Source organism: Rhizobium sp. 10PS4 (assembly GCF_032464805.1).
Lineage (GTDB): Bacteria > Pseudomonadota > Alphaproteobacteria > Rhizobiales > Rhizobiaceae > Rhizobium > Rhizobium laguerreae.
The window spans coordinates 109253-128735 of the sequence record NZ_JAWDIW010000013.1 but is presented as its reverse complement, the minus strand read 5'-3'; the positions used below and the strand labels follow the sequence as shown (position 1 = coordinate 128735).

Annotated in this window: 16 protein-coding genes and 2 pseudogenes; 10 read left to right on the top strand and 8 right to left on the bottom strand. The window is 58.5% G+C overall.

From position 1 onward, the window contains the following. The first annotated feature begins 305 nt into the window (after positions 1-305). Positions 306-1991: an adenylate/guanylate cyclase domain-containing protein gene (locus tag RWJ89_RS24250; RefSeq protein WP_231285164.1), complete on the top strand. Its 1686-nt coding sequence runs from the start codon at positions 306-308 to the stop codon at positions 1989-1991. A 685-nt stretch (positions 1992-2676) separates the two neighbouring features. Here the strand turns inward: RWJ89_RS24250 and RWJ89_RS24245 are convergent. Beyond that, on the bottom strand, positions 2677-3057 hold the full coding sequence (locus tag RWJ89_RS24245) for a hypothetical protein (protein ID WP_131641574.1): 381 nt from the start codon (positions 3055-3057) through the stop codon (positions 2677-2679). 653 nt (positions 3058-3710) lie between these two features. Between RWJ89_RS24245 and RWJ89_RS24240 the strand changes: the two genes are divergently transcribed. The 3 genes from RWJ89_RS24240 to RWJ89_RS24230 all read left to right on the top strand — a co-directional run bounded on the left by RWJ89_RS24240 (position 3711) and on the right by RWJ89_RS24230 (position 5490). Next, positions 3711-3926, top strand: coding sequence for a hypothetical protein (locus tag RWJ89_RS24240; RefSeq protein ID WP_131666416.1), 216 nt, complete (start codon positions 3711-3713; stop codon positions 3924-3926). Positions 3927-3931: 5 nt separating this feature from the next. Further along, entirely contained in the window at positions 3932-4462 is a 531-nt protein-coding gene (locus tag RWJ89_RS24235; RefSeq protein WP_316031567.1) for a hydrolase, read from the top strand. Positions 4463-4668: 206 nt separating this feature from the next. After that, positions 4669-5490, top strand: coding sequence for a DUF1206 domain-containing protein (locus RWJ89_RS24230; protein ID WP_168283671.1), 822 nt, complete (start codon positions 4669-4671; stop codon positions 5488-5490). A 27-nt stretch (positions 5491-5517) separates the two neighbouring features. Here the strand turns inward: RWJ89_RS24230 and RWJ89_RS24225 are convergent, their stop codons facing one another. Further along, a complete protein-coding gene (locus RWJ89_RS24225) occupies positions 5518-6555 on the bottom strand; it encodes an HWE histidine kinase domain-containing protein (protein ID WP_316031566.1) in 1038 nt (345 codons plus the stop codon). Between the two features lie 206 nt (positions 6556-6761). On the opposite strand from RWJ89_RS24225, the gene RWJ89_RS24220 reads away from it, so the two are divergent. The 3 genes and pseudogenes from RWJ89_RS24220 to RWJ89_RS24210 all read left to right on the top strand — a co-directional run bounded on the left by RWJ89_RS24220 (position 6762) and on the right by RWJ89_RS24210 (position 9688). Beyond that, positions 6762-7787, top strand: coding sequence for a sensor histidine kinase (locus tag RWJ89_RS24220; protein ID WP_316031565.1), 1026 nt, complete (start codon positions 6762-6764; stop codon positions 7785-7787). Between the two features lie 41 nt (positions 7788-7828). Continuing rightward, positions 7829-8300 (top strand): annotated as a pseudogene (locus tag RWJ89_RS24215) (DUF1214 domain-containing protein); the annotation flags it as partial. 188 nt (positions 8301-8488) lie between these two features. Further along, the gene (locus RWJ89_RS24210) at positions 8489-9688 is read left to right on the top strand and encodes a glycosyltransferase family 2 protein (protein WP_316031564.1); all 1200 of its coding nucleotides are present in this window, start codon (positions 8489-8491) and stop codon (positions 9686-9688) included. A 72-nt stretch (positions 9689-9760) separates the two neighbouring features. Here RWJ89_RS24210 and RWJ89_RS24205 read toward each other — a convergent pair whose 3' ends face one another. Further along, the gene (locus RWJ89_RS24205; RefSeq protein ID WP_077975752.1) at positions 9761-11380 is read right to left on the bottom strand and encodes an arylsulfatase; all 1620 of its coding nucleotides are present in this window, start codon (positions 11378-11380) and stop codon (positions 9761-9763) included. 905 nt (positions 11381-12285) lie between these two features. On the opposite strand from RWJ89_RS24205, the gene RWJ89_RS24200 reads away from it, so the two are divergent. The 3 genes and pseudogenes from RWJ89_RS24200 to RWJ89_RS24190 all read left to right on the top strand — a co-directional run. Then, on the top strand, positions 12286-12558 hold the full coding sequence (locus tag RWJ89_RS24200; protein ID WP_025393594.1) for a BON domain-containing protein: 273 nt from the start codon (positions 12286-12288) through the stop codon (positions 12556-12558). Positions 12559-12954: 396 nt separating this feature from the next. Further along, positions 12955-13350, top strand: a complete 396-nt coding sequence (locus RWJ89_RS24195; protein WP_316031563.1) for a DUF1236 domain-containing protein — start codon at positions 12955-12957, stop codon at positions 13348-13350. A 99-nt stretch (positions 13351-13449) separates the two neighbouring features. Beyond that, positions 13450-13629: pseudogene (locus RWJ89_RS24190) on the top strand (DUF1236 domain-containing protein); the annotation flags it as partial. Between the two features lie 105 nt (positions 13630-13734). On the opposite strand, the gene RWJ89_RS24185 reads toward RWJ89_RS24190, so the two are convergent. The 5 genes from RWJ89_RS24185 to RWJ89_RS24165 form a co-directional block, all read right to left on the bottom strand. Continuing rightward, positions 13735-14499, bottom strand: a complete 765-nt coding sequence (locus tag RWJ89_RS24185) for a slipin family protein (protein WP_077975750.1) — start codon at positions 14497-14499, stop codon at positions 13735-13737. Positions 14500-14527: 28 nt separating this feature from the next. Beyond that, a complete protein-coding gene (locus RWJ89_RS24180) occupies positions 14528-15877 on the bottom strand; it encodes an NfeD family protein (protein ID WP_316031561.1) in 1350 nt (449 codons plus the stop codon). A gap of 233 nt (positions 15878-16110) precedes the next feature. Continuing rightward, entirely contained in the window at positions 16111-16644 is a 534-nt protein-coding gene (locus RWJ89_RS24175; protein ID WP_316031560.1) for a DUF2062 domain-containing protein, read from the bottom strand. Between the two features lie 209 nt (positions 16645-16853). Then, positions 16854-18104: a glycosyltransferase gene (locus RWJ89_RS24170; protein WP_316031559.1), complete on the bottom strand. Its 1251-nt coding sequence runs from the start codon at positions 18102-18104 to the stop codon at positions 16854-16856. Positions 18105-18201: 97 nt separating this feature from the next. After that, entirely contained in the window at positions 18202-19452 is a 1251-nt protein-coding gene (locus tag RWJ89_RS24165; RefSeq protein ID WP_168335658.1) for a cation:proton antiporter, read from the bottom strand. Between the last annotated feature and the right edge of the window lie 31 nt (positions 19453-19483).

Genomic DNA, 19483 nt, shown 5'->3' with positions numbered 1-19483 from the left:
GTCTGGAATTCAGACCTCGCAAAGCTCGTCTCCGCCCGCAAGCCATGGTTATGATGTACGTACCTCAGAAGATATACACGAGTTGGTATCCGGGATCAATGCGGGATCGAGCCATCGGATTGCAGCTCAAGGGCGACTGATGACGCGTTATCAGATGTAATCACGTTTCAGAGAGGGCAGCCGTCGCGGAGATCACCTCCGTGTGCATGACATCAGTGCCGTAAGACTGTACATTCCATTCGAAGCACTTGCCGTTTACTCGGGTTTTGTCACAGATGTCCTCTTCGCCCACTACCAGACGACTGATGGCAATCCTGACGACGGACGTTGTCGGTTATTCGCGCATGATGGAAGCCGACGAAGAAGGAACACTGGCAAGCCTTAGCCGCTTGCAAGAAGAGATCCTCAAGCCTCGAATCCTCAAGAGTGGCGGTCGGACAATCAAAGTTATGGGTGACGGCCTACTTTCGATCTTCGATAGCCCGGCCGTCGCCATCTCGACGGCGTTACAGGTACAGCATCTGCTGGCAAGCGAGGCTGTAGGTGCCAGTGGCACCGATGCTCTTCGAATTCGAATTGGTATAAACTACGCCGAGGTCATGATCACTCAGGACGATGTGTTCGGCGACGGCGTGAATGTTGCGGCGCGCCTCGAACAATACGCGTTACCGGATGGCATCTGCATCTCAGAAACAACGCACGACATCCTTCCAGAGGAATTGCAGCGGCTGTTTGTAGATGGAGGACTGCTACATCTGAAAAATATTTCCAGGCCGGTGCGTGCATGGCATTGGCCTCGCACTCCCACGATAGTGCAGTCAATTCGAACTGTCGTCGCCGTCCTTCCCTTTCAAAGCGCAGATGAAGCAGCGAACGAGTTCCTCGTCGACGGCTTTACTGAGGACATCATCTCCGGTCTGGCAAGATTCAGGAGCCTGTCGGTGATTGCGGTGTCCTCAGCGTTTGCGTTCCGTGATCGCTCGGAGGGTTTAAAGGAAGTTGGGCGCAAGCTCGCTGCCAACTATCTCGTGACAGGCAACATGCGTCGGTCGGGAGACGAGGTTCGGATCACGGTGCGGATGATCCAAGCCGACACGGAGCGGTTGGTCTGGTCTGAGAAATATCAGCGGCAAGCGGCAGATATTTTCGGCATCCAGGACGAGATCGTGAAAATGATTGTCGCAAATCTCGTGGGCCAAATTGAAAGCTGTGATTATCGAGAGTCCCTCCGGCGGCCGCCGGCCAGCCTCGCTGCTTACGAATATTATCTGCGAGGGCTCGTGCATCTCAGAGGCTACGAGCCGGATGACAACGTCAAGGCGGTGGAGATGTTCGAAGCAGCGGTTGCCGGCGACGGAGGCTTTGCACTGGCACACGCTCATCTTGCGTTGGCGAGGATAGCGGTCGGCGGCTATGCCAACGCGCCGGAGGCTGTACTTCGCGACGGGATCGCCCTCGCTCGTCATGCCGTAAAGTTGGACGAGGGAGAGGCTGGCGCCCATCGTGTACTCGGGCTCGCTCACCTTTACTTGAAGGATTTTGACAACTCCGAGAGAGAATTCCGCTTGGCATATAAGCTCAATTCCAGTGACGCCCATGCATTGGTCCAGCTCGGCGGACTTCTGGCAAGACGAAACCGTGTAGAGGAAGCGCTTCCCTTGGTCGAAGAAGGGATGCGACTCAACCCCTACCCGCCTCACTGGTATCACGCAGTTTTGGGTAATCTTCTCTATTTTAAGGGCGACTACGAGCAAGCCCTAGCGGCGCTAAAGCAGCTACCGAACCCCGGAAAGTATACGAGCACCCGAATGATCGCCTGCTTGTCGATGGCGGGCCGCTCCCGCGAGGCTGCCGCACTTGCCAAAAGCGTTCGCGAAAATCATCCAGATCTGACGATCGGAGAGTTTTTGGCGCGAGGGATCGTGGTTGAAACCGCCGAACAGACTGAGAAGTTCAGACAGGGCCTGTTGGGAACGGGATTGCCGGAGTGATAGGACGCTGAGGCCACGTCCAGAGGCGGGGGAGTATGGCCATGCCATGAGCAAGCTAACAGCCGCCCACTCGTCTCTGGGAAAACGGAGTCAGTCCGGACAGGAATGATCAGGCAGCGCGCTCGCAGAGACGGGGCGGTCCGTCGGTGGTGCTTGGATACCGGACGCGGCCGTCCCTGACCAGCTTGTCGAGGCCTCGGGATAGCACGTTGCCAAGCTGGCCAAGTCATGGATCGTCCTCGGTCAACCCGATCTGCAGCGCGACCTGCTAGAGCGAGATTGTTTTAGGTCTGTTCATATCCGGCTTCCCTGAAGTAGCTATGGCCCCGGCGTGACGTCCGACGTCTGGAACACTTCCTCCATCTTTCGGTCGATGACGACATCCCGGTATCGGCGATCGACGACGTCCAGGGCCGACGCTTCGTGCTTCGTGAAGGTGTAGTCCTTTCGGGTGAGAAGCGGAACCGCCGAACCCTAAGCGGGTTTGAGAGCCGGTCGCTCGGCTGGTTTTCACCCCGAAAACCGCTGTCTCCTGTTAAGCCGGGCGGCCGCCCCGGCTTAACTGGTCGACGGTCCTCTTGATCGATGTTGCAGATCCTTCAATTGGAAGAGGACGACAGCTCACCTGCTTCACCGATGCTTGCAGCGCCCGCGCCCGGCTTGCAAATCGATCACGGCCTCGAGGCTATTTCCAAGAATTTCTGCCAATATTCTCTTTTCCGTTCAACACGCTAACAGACTTCGGGCCTGTATTATTCCAGGTATCACACACCGCCTTGCCCGCGTCCCTCCCCCCCTTCCAGGTACGGCAGAACGTGTTGCCAGAAATGTGCCACACGCCGTCAATTGAGATTACATCTCCGGAATCGAGTTTAACCTGACCATGTGCGGTGCCGTCCTTGAGTACAGAAAGCTCCCCACTGTAGCCCTCTTTTGGGCCGCCCAGCGCAATCACTTTGCCGTCTGAAAGCAGAGCCTGAAGCTCCTTTCCTATCATCGCGGTAGCAGCAATAGCTTGCGTTCCGAGAAACATCACAGATAGTCCAATCAGTATAGTTCTATGCATTGGCCGATTTCTCCCATCTCTGTCAAGCACAGTTTCTATCCGACATATACGAACCACAAGTCATCTCTTGTAATTAGCTACAACCCTCCTTGCCGAAAAAGCGAAGTCGCTCGATAATTTGATAGTTGTCAGCAGATATCTGGGGAAAAGTTAGTTCATAGATTATTGTTTTATTGAAAACCTATGATTTGTGTTCGAAATAGTTTTTGCGGCGCAATTAATTCGCCAGCCCAGAAAACACCCCCTTTCCTGATCCCGCTCCAGCGGGGTTTTTCTTTTCTGAACTCAACAATCGTCGAGCAAGTACAGATTAATCCAAGCATTGGTGCGGAAACGCACAGGAACCTTTTCGATCAATCGTTGTTTGGCCAAAAGGATCGTACAGGTGGCCCCAATCCCGGGGCCGTCCGCCATCCCTTCCTTCCTGTACGATCCGTCCTTTCCAGATTGCCCCGTTTCGGCGGGGCTCCTTTTTTGATCTGCTGCGCGAGCAAAGCGCAACCAGCCGGTTCCGCCGAGAAACAAACTTCGCCGAGAGTTTGACAGCCGGACCGCGCGGAGCATGATGCCATCCCTGTAGGCGGTAGCCGTCCCACTTCAGCCCGTTGCGTCGGATCTGACGTTCGCCCAAAAGACCCTGGAGGGACGCTGACATGGCCGCTCGTTGCTGGCGCATTGATATGATGGTGGACCGGGGAACGCCGGACGTCTGGGCGTACAAACGTGATCATTCGATCCGAATGCCCAGAGCGGCCGCTGTTCGAAGGAACGAAGTGGGTATTTCCTACCTCGCACCGGCGAGTGGTTCCATCGTCAAGGAGGTCGGCAACAGCCGCAAGAAGGTCGAAGACGGACTCGATCATAAGTGAACAGCATGATCTTCTTCACCAGCGACACCCATTTCGGCGACTCTCGCGTTCTTCGCATCGATCGGCGACCATTCCCTGATATGGCGACCCACGATGTCGCCCTCATCAAGAACTGGAACCTGATCGTCGGGATCGACGACGAGGTTTGGCATTTGGGCGACTTCATGTCATCGCGGGCGGGCGATTGCGACACGCTCCTCGACCGCCTGCACGGCAGGAAACATCTCATTGTCGGCAACAACGATTCAGAGGCGACGACCGGTGCATCGGGCTGGAGCAGCGTCCAGCATTACAAGGAGTTGACCTTGGACGGCTACCATCTGGTGCTGTGCCACTACGCGTTTAGAACCTGGAATAAGATGGGCAAGGGCTCGGTCAATCTACACGGACACTCCCACGGTAGGCTGAAGCCGGTCCCCCGTCAGTTCGATGTCGGCGTCGATGCGTGTGAACTCCAGCCGGTCCGGCTTGACGCTCTGCTTGCCTCGACCCGCCGAAAGGCCAACGCGCGGCGAGCTAAAATGAACGCGACCTGAGCTTTGCGCGCTTTCTTGCCGCAAACTCCAAGTGGCACTTGCCTGGTTTGCCCTCGATTTCGGGCGCCAGCCGCTATCGGCGGTTCAAGGGACCGGTCCTTTTGGAAGACGCGCCGGTCAGGCCGGAGAATGCATCGCGGCTTCTCAGGAAAACTTTCAGCGGGTTGGCGCGTTAACATCGCGCGCCCAGAACACGAGGACCGCTGATGACCAAGGGATTTCGATTCGATCTGCTCGCCAAAGGCGGTTATGCCGCGCGCGGCGTTGTCTTTTTCCTTGTGGCCGGGCTTGCTCTCTTCTCCGGCCTGGCGGGTGGCCGGCCGGAGACGAAATCCGCGGTTTCGGCACTGCTTGGGCAGCCGCTCGGTCGCGTTTGGGTCGGATTGATCGGGCTCGGCCTTCTCGGTTTTGTCGCCTGGAGGTTGGCGCAGTCTCTAGCCGATAGCGACGGCCATGGTGGCAAGGCAAGAGGATTGGCGATCCGATCCGCACTCTTCGGCAGCGCCATCACCTATCTCGGGCTTGCCGGATATGCACTCGGCAACGCTCTTTTCATGGGCGGCAGCAGCGGAAGTTCAGGTGAGAAGGATCTGGCAGGATGGATCATGTCGCAGCCCTTCGGCTCCTATCTTGCGATCGCCGTCGGAGCTGGCTTCGTCATCGGCGGCTTCGTGACGGCCGCCAAGGGCGTCACCAGGAAGTTCGAGCGCCACCTTCGGATATCTGATCAAAAGGGTATTGTGGCATTGGTATGCATCTACGGTCTTGTCGCCCGCGGCGTCGTGTTCGCGATTACCGGGGTCCTTTTCGCCTATGCGGGTTTCAGGGTGGATCCTGGACAAGCCGGCAGCATGGGCGACGCCTTGGAATGGCTCCGCCAGCTTCCGCTGGGATCCTTTCTGTACGTCGCCGTCGCCGTGGGATTGGCGGCTTTCGGAATTTATAATCTTGTTGAGGCAAGGTACCGCATCGTTCGGAGTCCTTCGCTAGCGGACGCTAAGCGTTCGATCTCGATGGCGGGTTCCTGACATTACTTTTCCTGTGCCAAGGTGCCGTTATGCGGAGGTCGAGCCGGCAGCTGGAACTTCAATGTCGATAAGCAGCCCTTCCTCCGACCAGGTTTTCTCGAGACGTCCTTGAAGCTGCTTTTCAACCATTGCGCCGACGATCACCGTACCAAAACCCCGCTTGGCCAATTTGGGTGGAGTGGGGGCGCCTATCTCCTGCCAGCGGATGTTAAAGCCGGCCCCTGATGGTCCGGGCTTCCAACTGATCGAAAGCCTGCCTTGCGCAGTGGCAAGCGCACCGTGATGGGCTGCGTTGACAGCGAGCTCATGGAGCACGAGCGCAAGAGGCTGGACGACTGGTGCCGGCATTTTGACATCCGGCCCGCTAAAAAAGGCGCGGGTGGCCGCGAATGGCGCCACCTGCTGGCGAATGAGTTCCTCAAGAGAAATGCTTGTCCATCTTCGTGCAGCAAGCAAGCTATGCGCACGGGCGAGCGCCTGCACGCGGTGTTGGATGGCGGCGGCGTAAAGCGCGGGGTCTTCGGCGTTGCTCAGGCGGACGATGCTGTCGACGATCGCCAGGACATTCTTGGATCGGTGGTCGACCTCCATGAGCAGGCGATGTTCGGAGGCTTCCAGTGCCTCGATCCGCCGGTACTCCGTCATGTCGATTTGCGACCCGAAGAAATACAGGATCCTTCCGTCATCTCCATGGATAGGACTGAGATGCAAGCGGTTCCAGAACTGCTCTCCGCGTCTCTTGTAATTGAGGATTTCGACGGTGATCTCGCGCTCTTCGGCGATAGCGGCACGAAGTTCGGCAACGGCGATCGGAGACGTAGCAGGACCTTGGAGGAAACGACAGTTGCGGCCTAGTATCTCCCTTGCCTCGTAACCTGTCAGTTCAAGGAATGCCTTGTTGGCGAGCACGATCGGCAGATCGGGCTTGCGCGCGTCGGTAACGACCATCGGCATCCTGGTGCGTTCAAATGCGATCGCTGCCAACTCTTTGCGATCGGCAGAAGCTGCTTTTGAAGATGCGGAGGGCAAATCCCCGTGGAGTTTTTCTTTGGTATGGGCTGTCATGCTTGTACGCTCACAAAGTCGTCGGCTGATAACGTAGCTCGTGTATCTTTGTTTCCGAGACAGTTGCGTGGCTTAAGCGATTGCTACTCCCCGAGACTTGCCGGACAACGTGTCACGGCTGCGGCCTTTGCCAACGCCACGCCGTCCGGTATAAATCAGATGAGGCCTTTCAGCCTTGCAGGCCCTGAAAGGATCTGACGCACCACATGATCATGAAACTGTTTTCTAATTCCAGCCGCTCCCGGGAGCGCTTTCTCGAAGCGATCCTCCAAAGCGCGATCGAGTATGCGATCATCTCCATGGATCTCGATGGCCTGGTGACCACGTGGAATGAGGGCGCGCGCCGGATCCTCGGATGGGATGCGGATGAGATTGTCGGCCAGCCTGCAGCGGTCATTTTCACCGAGGAAGACAGGCAGGCCGGGATTCTCCAGCTGGAAATGACTGCCGCTTTGACCGAAGGTCACGGCAATGATGAGCGCTGGCACGTTCGCAAGGACGGCACATTGTTCTGGGCGTCCGGTCAGATGATGGCGTTGACATCGGACGACGGCGAAGTCGAAGGTTTCGTGAAGATCCTGAGAGATCGCACCGAGCAGAGAGAGAATGAGGAACGGCAGCGCATCCTGATGCACGAACTCTCTCACCGCATGAAGAATACGCTGGCCGTCGTTCAGGCCATCACCAGCCAATCCTTCCGAAACGCCAGCTCTCTGGAGGATGCGGAGCATTCGATCACGGCACGCATCAATGCTTATTCAAAGGCGCACGACATTCTGCTTCAGCAGAACTGGCTGGGCACGAGCATGACGACAATCGTCGAGGCGACCGCGATCAATCTTGGACTTGAGACGTCAGGACGTTTCAATGCGAGCGGTCCTGCGGTTGAATTGGGTCCGCAGGCGGCCCTTTGCTTCTCCCTGGTGCTGCACGAACTCGTCACCAACGCCAGCAAGTATGGTGCGCTGTCGGTAGATACAGGGACGGTCGAAATCGAATGGTCCGTACGCGATGAGGCGGGCGACCAACGCCTGAAATTCACTTGGCAGGAGGTTGGAGGCCCGGCGGTGGAAGCTCCGAGCAAGAAGGGGTTCGGCACACGCCTCGTCAATTCCAGCCTGTCCGCCTTTGGAGAGGTCGCACTTGATTATGCGCCGACAGGGCTCATCCTAAGACTGGATGCGCCGCTCCAGAAGCTGCAGTATAAAAACTATTCCGACACTGAGGAATAATTTGACTACGAAGCTATGCCGTAGGCGCGGCGAGGCACCCCGCTCGCACCGTAAGTGATGCGCGCACCAATTTCTTTTATGGTTCAGGGGCACCACGCCGGCATGGCTATGCACCTGACCGGCATCGGGTCGCAGTATTTGTTTGCTTTCACGGATGCCGACAAGAATTACTTTGACGGCGCCAAGACCTACAAAGTGACGTTGCCGAAAGACATCCCGGAAGCGAACTTCTGGTGGTTTACGCTCTACGACAACATGACCCGCTCGATGCTCGACACGCCACAAGGCTATCCGCGCGCCGGCAGCCAGAGCTTCCCCTCGCCGGCAGCCGAGGCTGCGGACGGCTCCACGATCGTCTACTTTGGCCCGACCCAGCCCGACGGCGTTGCGCGGGGCAACAGGATCCAGACCGACCCGAAGAAAGGCTGGTTTACGCTCCTGCGCCTCTACAGCCCGCTTGAGCCATTCTTCACCAAGGAGTGGCGTCCGAGCGAGATCGAGTTGACCCAGTGATGGCCGCTGGCTGTTGAAGGGTGGCGCCTCTCCACGCTCGAGCGAGTGTACGTTTTTGACCGAACTTCTGAAGGGCGGCTGCATCGGACGAAAGTCCATTTCGGGTCGCCCGAAGTTAGAATAAAGCGGGACTGATCGCCCATCATTATAACGAAAAGATTTATTGTTGGCCGAATGAGGGATCTGGAATGCTTTCCTCTTCAGACAAGGATCGGAGGGACGTTCGTCATTTCAGCGAGCCGTTGGTTTCGGTGGTCATCCCGGCGTTCAATGCTTTCCGCTATATTGAACGCACTCTTCGATCTGCCGGTCGCCAGACCTACCGGAACTTGGAGATCATAGTCATCAACGACGGCTCTACCGATGATACCGCAAAGGTGGTCGAGCAAGTGGCGCTGGAAGATTCCCGGGTTCGCTTGCTGTCCACGCCAAACCGCGGCGTTGCCGCAGCAAGGAACACCGGCATCCAGGAAGCAGCAGGTTGGTTCGTCGCATTTCTTGACGCGGACGATCTCTGGCACCAGACAAAAATCGAAAAGCAGGTGAATGCGCTCAAGTGCTTATCCCCACAGTGGGCTGCGGTTTATGTGCTGCATTACATCATCAATAGTCACGACGAGATCCTTCGCTCCTGCCGGCCCGATGTCGCGAGAGGATATATCTTCGCCCGGCATCTGACTTTCAAATATGTCGGCAATGGAAGCGCCCTTCTTGTCCGTCGGGATGTCGCGCTCGAGATTGGCGGGTTTGACAGCTCATATGCAGCGGCAGGAATTGGCGGCTGCGAAGATCTCGATTTCGAGCTCAGGCTGGCTGCGCGCTATCATATCGAAGTCGTGCCTGAACGGCTCGTTGGATACAGGCAGTATCCCGGCAACATGTCGTCCAATCACCTGCAAATGGGCCGAGGCGCTCTGGAAGTTGTCAGGCGCTCGCTGGCCGCAAATGCTCCGCTTCCAAAATATGCAACGAAAAGCGCAACCAACGCCACCCAGAAATATGCATTTTGGGAATTTCGACAAGCCAGGAACACATATCTGTCACTTGTGACCATTTGGTCGATAGCACGAAGCGAGCCAGGTTTCATCGTTCGACTTGTACTCGATAAATCCCTGCGCCTGATACAACACTGTCTTCGTCTCGTGACCACAACAGCGAACGGTCAAGCTCCACCGCGAATGAACAGGTCGAAATTCGACCAGCAAATTGTCCCTTCCCCTGTCGAACGACCGGACGAGACCGAGCAATTTCGACGTCACCTGATGCGACTGGCAGCGGTGGATGCCGAGCTGAGTTCAATGCTAGAACCCCTTGCGAAGGAGTTCGCTCCGGCGGCTATAAATCACAAGCCCCGTCTCCGCAGCCGGACGCTAGAATCAGACATTTGAGCCGGCATCCCAGCGGTGGTTTCGTGGAGGCCAGAGGGCGGCCGTTGCAAGCCGCCCGCAACATAGCTTCGATTATTTCGCCATTGCGGCTCTAGCCGCCTCGATTTGCGCCTTGACGGCGTCGAGATTGAAGCTCGCTCCTTTCTGCATCGGCGGGAATTCGATGGCGGTTTCCGCCAGCTTCCCGACTTCCTGCTGGACAAACACGAAGCGCCAGAATTGGAACATGAACCATTCGTTGAAATACCCCTGTGCGCCGTCCAGCGTTCCGTTTGCCGGCGTGCCCAGGCGTTCGAAGGGATCGAGGCGCAGGTTCGTGATTGAGGGCGCGTCGACATGCTCCTTGGCTCCGAGCCAGCCATTCGGCTGCTCGATAAAGCGATACTTGTAGTCATCGATGCGCACCGCGCCCAGCGTGCTTTCGCCAAAATAGAAGATCTCGTGGCGCTTCGACGGGCCTTTGCCAGTGAGCAGATCTAACTGGTTGTAGCCGTCGAGATGGTTCTTATAGGTCCGGTCTCCGATCTGCTTTCCCTTCAACAGTTCGTCCGTGATGTTCGGATTTCCGGCAGCGGCCACGAAAGTCGGCAGCCAGTCCAGTCCGGAGATCAGGCCATTCTCCACAGTTCCGGCAGGAATCTGGCCGGGCCAGCGAATAAGCGCCGGCACGCGGAAGCCGCCCTCGTAGATCGTACCCTTCTGCCCCCGAAAGGGTGTGTTGCCGCCGTCCGGCCAGGTGAATGTCTCCGTGCCGTTGTCGGTCGTGAACAGGACGATGGTATTGTCGTCGACGCCTAAATCCTTGAGCTTCTGCATCACCAAGCCGACGTCGTCGTCGAGTTGAGCCATGCCGGCTTCCTGGAGCGACCAGCCATTCTCCGCAGTCCGCAGCGCCTCATACTTGGGCGAAAGATGAGTGATGACGTGCATGCGCGTGGGATTGAGCCACAGGAAGAAAGGCTTGTTCTCCGCCTTGGCCTTCTCCACGAACTTCAAGGCTTGGTCGCGGATCTCGTCGTCCACCGTTTCCATCCGTTTCGGATAGAGCGTGCCGGCGTCTTCGATTCTCTGCTTGCCGACCTTCCCCCAGCGCGCATCTACGGTCGCGTCGTCTGTTGTCGTTGCCCAGCTATGGACCATGTTGCGCGGCCCGACCTTGTCCAGCAAGTCCTGCGGATAGTTGGGATGGGCGGGATCTTCCATTGCGTCGAGGTGATAGAGATATCCGAAGAACTCGTCGAACCCGTGAACCGTCGGCAGGAACTCGTTGAGGTCGCCAAGATGGTTCTTGCCGAACTGGCCGGTGGCATAACCCATGTCCTTGAGGGCGGTCGCCAACGTCACGGCTTCCGCCGGCAGGCCGGTCTTGGCACCTGCCTGCCCGACGGTGGTCATGCCGGTACGGATCGGAAGCTCGCCCGTGATGAAGTTCGCCCGGCCCGCCGTGCAACTCGCCTCGGCGTAATAGTCGGAGAACAGCATGCCCTCGGCGGCGATCTTGTCGAGGTTCGGCGTACGGCCGGCCATCAAGCCGCGGTGATATGCACCGATGTTCCACATGCCAATATCGTCGCCCATGATGACAACGATGTTGGGTTTTTGCGCTTCTTGTGCCTGCGCCGGGACAAGCGCGCCCCAGAGAACGGCCGAAGCAGCCAATGCTCCGATGCCGTAGATGATCCTGCGATACATTTGACTCCTCCGTTGTGAATTCCGGCCGAACGACGAACCATCCGAACGCACGGCAGCAAAATTCAACGAGCGCCGCAGTCGCGTATTCACTCTGAATTCAATCGAAACAACTGGAGCAATTTCAGTTTCGGACGCCCTTCAATTGGGAGCGGCACCGCCCAAACGTGAGGTCCCTCGGTTTGCGAAAGGAGGCTCACAGCGCGCAACCTACCAAACGGCGGCCCGTCGCGATATTGTACCTTGGGGCAGCCATGGCCGTTCTGCAATTTTCTTGAAAGGAAACAGACATCTCTTTCGACACTCGCTGTTCGCGAGCCGATAGCCGGAAAGTTGGCGGTAGAGCAGGTCGCCTGAATTCGTGTGACTAGGCGCCACGATATCGGCGGATGCAATGGCGGCTGCGAGGCGTTTGGGGAGCACCCAGCACGTCAGGGCATGGCGAAACCAACATCATTGAGATCTCCACGCGACACGAAGAGACTTGTTCTATGCCCACGATTGAGGAGCATGGCCGGTTGAAGCGTATGAAAAACCAGGCACACGGATCAACGGCATTCTTCCGAGCCGGACGAGGGAAATAACATGGCGAAAAAATGGCCACGATCCTCGACACCGAACCCAAGATTTACCGTGAAGGTGCGAGCGGCACATCACCAACCATTTACCTCGCAAGACGCGTGCTCCATCCGCTGGCATTGATCGGTAAATCATCAGGGAGGTTCTGACTGGAGTTGGGCAACATGCTGAACCTCCCTGACGTCCTTTCAGCAAGGATCAGGAGAATCTAAGCCGGATCGTCCCGGGGGAAAGGCGGACTTAAGTCCGGCTGGCGATGTCGGGACACGCTGCTCATATTAGGTCTGAGGCAATATGAAGGTCCGTGGAGGGGCGTACAGGAGGAGAAAATGAAGTTCGGCCCCGATAACTACAATCACGAAGAGCGCTGCTCGCAAGGCCATAGTTCGGCATCCACGATCGCCACAATCGAAGCAGCCCTTTCCGCCGATCCGGATATCGACAGCAGTGCCATCGAGATCAGGATGCTCGGCCCTGTCGTCCTGCTCGAAGGCTTTATAACCAAGGCTGCAGACCGCGACAAAGCCATCTCGCTTGCTGCGATGATCGTTGGCTGGGAGAATGTCCAGGACCGGATGCTCAGCCGTTTTCCCACGCAATAGACAGGCGAATCTTACGCTAGAGCCTTTCCGGATTAGATTGCAGCATTCTGTTGGCTCAAACGGAGTCGGATGGTCGACCGGCCGGCGCGTGTCGTAGCCCAGTTCTACGGCCAAGCCGGCCGGTCGATCAGCCGGCCCGTTTCAGCCAACCCGAAGGGCCGGGCATCTTTACGTCAGGGCAAAGGCGATCGGCTCGCACGTACCTTGGGGTATGCCCTTCGCCAATCGCCTTTGCCCTGACGAAAACCTGCTCCGGCAGAATGCTGCAATCTAACCCGGAAAGGCTCTAGGACCAAGGTCGGAGCGCCCCGGCCTGAAGTCCCACACCTGGAACACTTCCTCCATCTTGCGGTTTGTCTCCTCAGCGGAACCAACCGCATCCAAGGAGGAAAACAGATGAATATCAAACTAGTAGGGTTCGCAGCGGGCATCCTTGTGGCGTCGACTTCTGCCTTTGCGCAGTCGTCCACGGTGACGGGCGCCGCAGGCGGTGCTGCAACGGGCGCGATTGTCGGCGGCCCGGTCGGCGCTGCTGTCGGCGGCATCGTCGGCGGCGTCGGAGGTAGCGTCATCGATCCGCCGCCGCCGAAGGTGGTGACCTATGTTCAGCAGGCTCCGGCCCCGACCGAGCGTGTCGTGGTGAAGGAGAGAGTGGTCGTCGGACAGCCCCTGCCGGAGACCGTGGTCGTCACGCCAATTCCCGATGATCCGAACTATGCATACGCGATCATCAACGATCAGCGTGTGATCGTCGAACCTTCCTCCCGGAAGGTCATCCAGGTCATTCAGTGACCTCGGGCGGCTCAGCCGCCCCTTACGACGATTAGGGCACGCATGCGACGCATGAGAATGCGGGACGGCATCGCGTGCCCGAAACCTCCGAGGTTGATCATGAAAAGCAAGCATCTCACCATGCTCGTAGCAGCGCTGTCACTCAGCGTGTCGCCGCTTGCCACACTGCCCGCCGCAGCCCAGCAGGACACCAGGAGCGGCGGCCAGGCCCAATCCGGTTCTCAGACGGGCACCGATGCCGGTTCGCAGTCCGGCTCCAGCGCCAAGGGCACCGCCACCGGCATTATGGCGTTGCCGATGAGGATTGCAAACGCACTTCTTTAGCTGACACCTTGACCGCAGGACCATTGCTCCATCGGCAAAAACAGCGCATTCAAGGCGTCGTCATCGGTCCGGTTTGGGCGGCATCAAATTGCCGAACTCCATCGGAAATGGAAAAATGATCGTCGAGGTCTTTTCGCCGGCGATGACGTTCAATGTACTCAAATAACGAAGTTGCATTGCCTCGGGTTGCCTGGCGAGGATTTCGGCTGCTTCAAGCAGTTTGGCTGCAGCCTGCTGCTCGCCTTCGGCATTAATGATCTTGGCACGCCGCTCGCGCTCGGCTTCCGCCTGACGGGCAATTGCGCGGATCATCGATTCGTTGATGTCGACATGTTTGATCTCCACATTGGCGACCTTGATGCCCCAGGCATCGGTCTGGGCGTCCAGGATTTCCTGAATGTCAATGTTGAGCTTGTCGCGTTCCGCCAGCATCTCGTCGAGGTCATGCTTGCCGAGCACCGAGCGCAGTGTGGTCTGGGCGAGCTGGCTCGTCGCCATCATGAAGTCCTCGACCTGGATCGTCGACCTCTCGGGATCGACAACCCGGAAATAGATCACCGCGCTGACGCGGACCGAAACATTGTCATGCGAAATGACATCCTGGCCGGGCACGTCGAGCACCCGAGTGCGCAAGTCGACCCGCATCATCTGCTGGACATAGGGGATGAGCAGGATCAAGCCGGGCCCCTTGACGCCGGTGAAACGGCCAAGCGTGAAAACCACGCCGCGTTCGTATTCCCGCAGGATCTTGATCGCAGATGCGACGACGACGAGCAGAACAAAGATAATCACAAGATAGAAGGCGAGATCTGAAAACATGCCCATGACTTTTCCTCCTGCATCCTGAAGGCGGTTAGGCCTCCTGCGAACTGCGGACCACTTCGAGCGTCAACCCATCCCGGCCTGTCACTTTCACGCCGTCGCCGGCGGAAAGCGGCTCAGTTGAAATGGCCTTCCAGCGCTCGCCATGGGCGATGACGTAGCCCGAGATGCCCGTCCAACTGTCGACCTTGCCTGAAATTCCGATCATCTGCTCGCCGCCGGTGACGACATCGTGCCGGCGCGAGATGTAGGCGAGACGGGCAATGACAAGGCTAAGAGCGAGGCAGGCGACGGCGATTGCGCCAAGCACCGACCAGGAAACCTTAAGCCCGGGTATGTCCGTGTCGAACAAGATGGTAGCGCCGAGCATCAGTGCGATGCCGCCGCCGACGCCGAGTGCGCCGAAGGAGGGCGAATGCGCCTCGGCCAGCGTCAGACCCACGCCGAGAATGATCAGCCCGAGGCCCGCAAAACTCACCGGCAGCAAGGCCAAAGCATAAAGACCAAGCAGCAGGCAGATGCCGCCGATGGTTCCCGGCACCAGCGTCCCAGGCGTCAGAAATTCGAAGATCAGGCCGTAGATGCCGACCATCATCAAGATCAGCGCGATGTTCGGATTGGTGATCACCGAAAGCAGGCGGGTTCGCCAGTCCGGTTCAAGTTCCTGGACGATGAGACCCGATGTTTCGAGCCGGACATCCTGTTGACCGACCTGCACGACCCGACCCTGCGCCTGTGCCAGGAGATCGTTTATATCGGCCGCCACGAAATCTATGACCTTCTCACGCAGAGCTGCGGCGGAGGAAAGGCTTGCGGCCTCGCGCACGGCGCGCTCCGCCCAGTCGGCGTTACGATTGCGCAGTTCCGCAAGCCCGCGGATATAGGCCACCGCATCGTTGATCGCCTTCGCCTCGCCGGCAGCGCCCGGCACTTGCCGCTGCTTGCCGGTCGTATCAGGGCTGTCGTTCCGGTCATCATCGGATGGTCGGCCGCCAAGTGCGATCGGCGTCGCCGCACCCAGATTGGTGCCCGGTGCCATTGCCGCGATATGGCTTGCGTAAAGAATATAGGTGCCGGCGCTGGCGGCTCGTGCTCCGCTGGGTGCAACCAAACTCGCGACCGGTATCGAGGAGGCAAGGATCGCGCGAATGATGTCGCGCATCGACGTGTCGAGACCGCCGGGCGTGTCGATCTGCAGAACAACCAGGCTGGCGCCGCGTTCATTGGCTCGTTGAAGGCCGCGTCTTACATAATCGGCCGTCGCCGGGCCAATCGCCCCGTTCATCTTCAGGACTATAGCGACACGCTCAGCTTCGGATGCGGGCGTCGCCAGGCCCAAGGCCGAGAGCAACGTCAGCAGCAAAGCAAGGATTGACGGCATCCACCGCCAAAGCTCCAAACGCCACACAATCGTCCGCCGGACTCTCATATCTTGAAATATATGGCAGAACTGCGAAACGGTAAGAGACAAGTCTGAGCTGGCTTGCTCGCTGATGGCGAGCAGGAGGAAAAGCAGCCGGTCGTAGTCGTTTACAAATACGCGACGACGCTTCTCACGGACGTCAAGTCCATCTGCCAGAATTGGTCTTCGCGCGCTGCCGGCTCTTTTGGATCTTACGATCTCCGCCGCTTTCCTCGCTGCTGGAACAGGCGAACGCCTTGCCATGTCAATACATAGAAAACTGCACCGCATAGCGCGGCGAGCGGAAGGCCGCCGACAAGTATCGGCTTTAGAATTGGATGCCAAAGTGGCACAAAATCGAGGTGCCGGAGCAGCGTGAACAGATTGGCTTCACCCACCCGCTCGGGCGCCCGACCCAAAAGAAAAATGCCGATCCGGTAAGCGGCAGCAAAGATCAGAGGAAAGGTAAGAGGGTTCCCAAACGCCGTCCCGAGCGCAGCCGCGATCATATTGCCTCTGAGGATGAAGGCTAGACAAAAGGCCAAGATGAAGTGAAAGCCGAGGAACGGCGTACAGGACACGGCCACCCCTGCTGCCACGCCAGCCGCAATGGCGTGAGGAGTAGCCTTCAAGCGAAGAACTCGAATGGCGATGTATCGGATGGACCGCAATAGCCCCTTGGATGGCCAAAAGACTTCACGGATCCGCTGAGCCGGTGAGAGCGGCTTCCGTCTCCTAAACAGCATTCCTTACCTTCCGCCGCGTGAGCGCTTGGGTTCACAATCGAATGATATATCGAGAGGCCCGTGTCCGGAACCCAAGCCATCGATCTGTGCAGGCAAGCGAATTCTTCGCGCCGGTCATTGGCACCGCTGCAGCTTATCGCGCTTTCCTGATCTTACCGGTCTGGCACGAATACGGAGTGTCGATTGGGCACGATGTCGTCCAATGCATTTCAAGGATGCGCCTGAAGTTTGTCCGCAGCAGCCTCGATGAAACCGACTGCGTTCGCAACCCCATCCTCGTCCCGGATTGGTGCGCCAACCGCATCTGCCTGGCGTCGCATATGTGGATCGTCCATGGCTGCGAGTGCATCTGTCAGGCTCTCGACGGTCAATGCTCTGCGATCGAGTGACAGTCCGACGCCGAGGTCTGTTACACGCCTTGCCCAGAACGGTTGATCGCCGAAAAATGGGCAAATGATCATGGGCTTGCCGGCCCGAAGAGCGGCCGCGGTCGTTCCGGCGCCGCCGTGGTGGATGACCGCGCTCACCTCGGGAAACAACCAGTCGTGAGGGGCGTCGCGGACGACGTGAACATGCTCGGATTTATGGTCCGCGGCCAGGGCACCGCCTCCAAGAGCCAAGATGCCCCGCTTGCCCTGCCTTGCGAGGGCCTCGACAACAGTGGCTGTCATTCGGCCCGGATCGACGCCCGGCATGCTTCCGAAGCCAACGTAGATTGGCGGCTCCCCTTCCGCGAGGAATGCTGCCAAATCGTCTGGGGGTCGCCAGTTCTTGCTGTCGAGAAACCAGTAGCCACTCACCAGCACGTCACTGCCCCAGTCCGGAGGGACCGGCACGACATGGCGACTATAGGCGTAGAGCGCGCCACTCGAAGCGATAGCTGGCGTCCTGCGTCGCGCCAGACCAAGCCGTTCCACCCTCCAGGTCGAGAGCAACGTGCCGAACAGAAGTTCCGCGCCCCTGATCGCCGCGATATGGCTGATCCGGTTGAACCAGCCCAGATCTCTGAAAGGCAACATCGGGCTGCGAAAAGTGGCGGTCGGCGTAAAGCCAGGCAGGGGCGAGGCCAGAATAAATGGGCACTGAAGCGCCTCCGCCATGTGTGGCACCGCGATTGCCTTCGGATGATGCACGAAGATGTCGGGGTTGAAGGCCTGCGCTGCTTTCCATTCCGCGTCTAGCAGGGTTCGCATCATCGGACGGACGTACTTGAGCAGCTTCAAACCCGCACTGAAGCCCTTGCCGCCGGCGATCGCCGCCTTTCCTTCCGGAGTATCGAGAAGAGCGAGAAACTCTCCAGGCAGGGGGGCGAATGCGACGCCGTGGTCTTGCACCATGCTCTCGAACTGAACCGGAGCAGCGAGCTGTACGCGATGTCCTCGCTCGATCAATCCCAATGCCAGAGCGATATAGGGTTGAACGTCGCCGCGCGTGCCGAGCGCATGAATGGCTACCCTCATTGCGCCGTCACCTCGCTTCCGCCTGATTCAATAGCCGATGTTGCCAGTGTCACCGTGCGATTTCGTCGTCCACTCAAGCTACTGTTGTTCTTTACAGTCAAGGGCCGGACGGCCGCAACGAGCGGCTGGCGACTTTCCCCAGCGTGAGTCCCTGAACCACGATCGTGAAAATCACGACGGCATAAGTGGCGGCAAGCAGAGCCGCCTTGAAAGGCGTTTCCGGAAGGGACAGCGCCAAGGCGATCGATATGCCGCCCCTGAGACCTCCCCAGACGAGAACGATCACGGTCCCGCGAACGAAGTCGTACTGTCTGCGGAGCAAGGTCACGGGGATGATGGTCGACGCGAAGCGGGCCGCGAGCGCCACAGGTATCGCGGCGAGGGCGAGCGGCAGGATCGGCGCCTCGTAGCGAAGAACAAGTACCTCAAGTCCGATAAGGAGGAAGAGCACCGAGTTTAGGATCTGGTCGACCAACGTCCAGAAGCCGAAGAGATATCGCTGCGTTACGTCGCTGAGCGCGTCCTTCGGTCCGCGGTTGCCAACGAGGATTCCGGCGACCACGACGGCGATCGGACCGCTCATATGCAGTGCGGAGGCGAGGGAATAGCAACCCATCGCCAGCGCGATGGAAATCAAAACCTCGACAGGATAGTCGTCGATCGCCCTCATGGCCAAGTAGGCGACGTAACCTGATAGCAGGCCGATCACTGCCCCTCCCAGTGCCTCGAGGACGAACAGTTCCGCGACCTGCGCCGCGCCAACATCGGCGCCGCCGCTCGCCAGCGCGAGCAATGCGGTGAATACGACGACCCCGACGCCGTCGTTGAACAGCGACTCGCCCGCCATGTCGGTCTCGAGCGCTTGCGGAACCTTGATGGCCTTGAGCGTCGAAAGAACCGCCACGGGATCAGTAGGGCTGATCAGCGCGCCGAACACCAGCGCCCACAGGAATGGCAGCTCTATGCCAAGCAGGGCTGCCAGGGCCCACATCGCGACGCCGACGAGCGCCGTTGAAAGCAGCACGCCGAAGGTGGCCATAGCACCAACGACCGCGACTCGTGAGCGAAGGGCGGAAAAGTCGACATGGAGCGAGCCAGCAAACAGGAGGAAGGCGAGAAGCCCGTTCATGACGGTCGTCTGGAAATCGACCTGCCGCACAAGAGCTGCGACATCCGCGTAGACGGAAACGTCTGGAATCGAAAGCTCCAGCAGGACGAGCAAAGCTGAGGCCGCAAGTCCCATCACGAGGATCCCGATCGAGGGGGGAAGCCTGAAATAGCGATGGTTGACCCAGGAGAACCCGGCAGTGAGAACCAGAAGCAGCGAGATGAGATCGAAGACGGACAAGATCAGCGTTCCTCGCAATGTGACAGAAGAT